4 protein-coding genes are annotated in these 3,329 nt (G+C 64.2%); all 4 read left to right on the plus strand.

The features are described 5' to 3' along the window. A partial coding sequence (locus DBR22_RS14990) for an ABC transporter substrate-binding protein (protein ID WP_108599686.1) occupies positions 1-1,001 on the plus strand: 1,001 nt, incomplete at its 5' end. After that, entirely contained in the window at positions 998-1,999 is a 1,002-nt protein-coding gene (locus tag DBR22_RS14995) for a carbohydrate ABC transporter permease (protein WP_108599687.1), read from the plus strand. The genes DBR22_RS14990 and DBR22_RS14995, both read left to right, overlap by 4 nt. Next, positions 1,999-2,928 carry a carbohydrate ABC transporter permease gene (locus tag DBR22_RS15000; protein ID WP_108599688.1) on the plus strand — a complete coding sequence of 310 codons (930 nt, stop codon included), beginning with the start codon at positions 1,999-2,001 and terminating at the stop codon, positions 2,926-2,928. The genes DBR22_RS14995 and DBR22_RS15000 overlap by 1 nt, the downstream gene beginning before the upstream one ends. After that, a partial coding sequence (locus DBR22_RS15005) for an MGH1-like glycoside hydrolase domain-containing protein (protein WP_441296245.1) occupies positions 2,928-3,329 on the plus strand: 402 nt, incomplete at its 3' end. The genes DBR22_RS15000 and DBR22_RS15005, both read left to right, overlap by 1 nt.

A 3,329-nucleotide genomic window follows, 5' to 3' on the forward strand; every position in this document is an offset into this window, starting at 1 on the left:
CCCTTGAGCTGACCCGTGACGGCGACAAGCAGCTCTCGGTGCCGGACTCCTCATGGCAGCAGCTGCTCTATTACCGCAAGGACCTTTTCGATAAGGCCGGCATTGCGGCCCCGAAGACCTACGACGACATCAAGGCAGCCGCCCAGAAGCTGGACACCCCGCAGCTCGCCGGCATCGCCGCTGCCAACAAGCCCGGTGAGGCCTTCACCCAGCAGACCTTCGAGCACATCGCCCAGGGCAACGGCTGCGAGATGGTCAACGACCAGGGGGACATCACCTTCGACAGCCCGGAATGCGTCGGTGCCCTCGAGTTCTACCGCGACATGCTGAAGGACTACTCGGTTCCGGGTGCGCAGGATGTGGACACCGTCCGTGCGTCCTACTTCGCGGGACAGGCTGCCATGGCTATCTGGTCCACCTTCCTCCTGGATGAGATGGCAGGCCTGCGCAACGATGCCAAACCCACCTGCCCCGAGTGTGTGGCTGACCCCTCCTTCCTGGCCAAGAACACCGGCGTCGTGACAGGTATCCAGGGCCCGGAGGGTGACCAGCCCGCCCAGTTCGGTGAGGTTGTTTCCTGGACCGTCACCAAGGACTCCGCGTCCGAATCCGCACGGAAGTTCGTGGAGTACTTCATGACGGAGGGCTACGTCGACTGGCTCTCCATCGCCCCTGAAGGCCGCCTCCCCGTCCGCGCCGGCACGGCACAGAACCCCACCGAGTACGCGGACAAATGGAAGACCATGCCGGCTGGCGTGGACAAGAAGGAACCCCTGGGCAACTTCTACTCCCAGGACGTCCTCTCGGTCCTGGAGCAGGGACCCGATGAGCTGAGGCGCTGGGGCATTACCCAGGGCCAGGGCGATCTGGTGGGCGCAGCGCTCGGTGAGCTGCCCATCGCCAAGGCCGTCAGCGACGTCACCTCCGGCGGTGTTGACCCGCAGACTGCTGCCAAGCAGGCCGCGGAATCGTTGAAGTCCATCAAGGATTCGTTGAAGTGAGTTCCACCCGCAAGGACGTTCCTGCCGGGCCGGCGGCATCAGCCGCCGGCCCGCGGGGGCGCCGCAAGCTTTCACCGATGGCCAGGGAGGAACAGCGGGCGGGCCTGACCCTGCTCTCGCCCACGCTGGTCCTGGTCCTGGTCATGGTGGTGCTGCCGATCCTTTGGACCCTGTTGCTGGCATTCCAGCGGGTCCGGATCCTGAACATCCGGTCTGCGGGGATCTTCGGTCCGTACACCATCGCCAACTTCGATAACGTGTTCTCGGCCAGCTTCTTCTCGTCGCTGGGCACCACGCTGGCGTATTCCATCCTCGGAACAGCGGGTGCGATCATCGTGGGTCTCATCGCGGCCCTGGCCCTGCGCAAACCCTTCAAGGGCAGGACCCTGATCCGGGCGTCCATGCTGCTCCCGTACGTGGCGCCCATTGTGGCGGTGACGTTCACCTGGACCACCATGCTGGATCCGCAGTTCGGGCTCATCAACTACTGGGGCAAGAGGCTGTTCGGCTGGGAAGAGTCCATTCCCTTCCTGAGTGAGCGTGCCAGGGACGTCTCGTTCCTGGGACTGAACTTCGAGGTGCCCACCGCCCTGATCGCAGTGATCCTGTTCGAGGTGTGGCGGTCCTTCCCGTTCGCCTTCCTGTTCCTCACGGCCAGGATCAACGCCATTCCCGAAAGCCTGGAGGAAGCAGCCCGGGTGGACGGCGCCACCCCCAGCCAGCGCTTTTTCCACATCATCCTGCCGCAGCTGCTGCCCACCATGGCCATGCTGTCCATCCTCCGGTTCATCTGGACGTTCAACAGCTTTGATGACATCTATCTGCTGACGGGCGGCGGCGCCGGGACCGAAGTGGTGGCGGTGACCGTGTTCAACTACCTGACGGCCCGCGGCGACATCGGTGCTGCGTCTGCCCAGGCGCTGGTGCTGGCCCTCATCCTGGGCATCATGGTCGGAATCTACATCAAGTTCTTCGCCAGGAAAGAGGAGGTCTCCTGATGGCTGTCCCAGTCGAAACCAGACGCACCGCCTCTCCATCCCGGCCGCCGGAGCCGTCCCGCTGGACCAGGGACGTGATCGAGACCAGGATCTTTGCAGTACTCCGCTGGGTGGTGATCATTGGCCTGATACTGGTGACCCTCTTCCCGTTCTATTACATGTTTGTCCTCTCGATCCGGCCCCTCGATGCGCTCCTCCGCGATCCCGGTTCGCTGGTCATCCCGTTCGGCGAACTGAACTGGGGCTCCTACCAGAGCATCATGACGCCGCAGGAGGACGGCGGCCAGGGCTTCCTGAGGTTCATGGGCAACAGTGCCCTCGTGGCGCTCGGGACGGTACTGATTTCCCTGATCGTGGCCATTCCCGGCTCCTACGCGATCAGTAGGCTGAACTTCTTCGGCCGCCGCCAGATCAGCGGGCTTTTCCTTGCGGTGTACCTGTTCCCCAGCATCCTCCTGGCCATCCCGCTGTTCACCTTCTTCACGCGGATTGGCCTGCGGGGCCAGCTGGTGGCACTGCTCATTGTGTACGTGGCCCAGGTCATCCCGGTCACCATCTACATGCTGCGCAACTATTTCGACACCATCCCCACCAGCCTGGAGGAAGCTGCTGCCCTGGACGGCTGCAGCAGGCTCGGCGTGCTGCGCCGGATCAGCCTGCCGCTGGCTATGCCTGCGATTATTTCCAACGGCCTGTTCGTGTTCATGATCGCGTGGAACGAGTTCCTGTTCGCCCTCCTGTTCCTGGTCAATACCCGGCCAAACTGGACGGTATCGCTGGGCCTGTCTCAACTGGCAGGCAGCATCGAAGTGCCCACCACCGTGCTGATGGCAGGCTCGGTCATCCTCACCCTGCCCATCATCATCATCTTCTTTGCTGCTGAGCGGCTCCTCACGGAAGGCCTGACCGCTGGAGCGGAGAAGGGATGATGGCTGGAAGCCCAGCGGACACCGCCGGTGCACTCACCGGCGGTGTCCGCAGGCTTATGGAGGACCACTGGCGCCCGGATCATGGCTACTCCGTCCCTAACCCGGGAACCTACCCGCACCTCTGGCTGTGGGACTCCTGCTTCCACGCCATCATCTGGGCAGCGCTCGGGGATCCACGTGCCGCCCAGGAGCTCGACGCCGTCCTGGCCGGGCAGCTGGACAACGGCATGGTTCCGCACATGCGCTACGGCGGCGCCGGCCCGGACACCTGGCTGGGCCCGCTGACCAGGACGTCGTCGCTGACGCAGCCCCCCATGTTCGGCCACGCCGCCCGTGTGCTGTCCGACGCCGGCATTCCCCTTTCCGAAGGAACCCTCGCCAAAGCGAAGGCGGGCCTGGAC

The sequence above is a fragment of the Arthrobacter sp. HMWF013 genome, from assembly GCF_003061105.1.
Classification (GTDB): domain Bacteria; phylum Actinomycetota; class Actinomycetes; order Actinomycetales; family Micrococcaceae; genus Arthrobacter.

Bases quoted from the DNA above. Each gene is read 5' to 3' on its own strand.
- DBR22_RS15000 (WP_108599688.1), top strand. From the start codon at position 1,999: ATGGCTGTCCCAGTCGAAACCAGACGCACCGCCTCTCCATCCCGGCCG.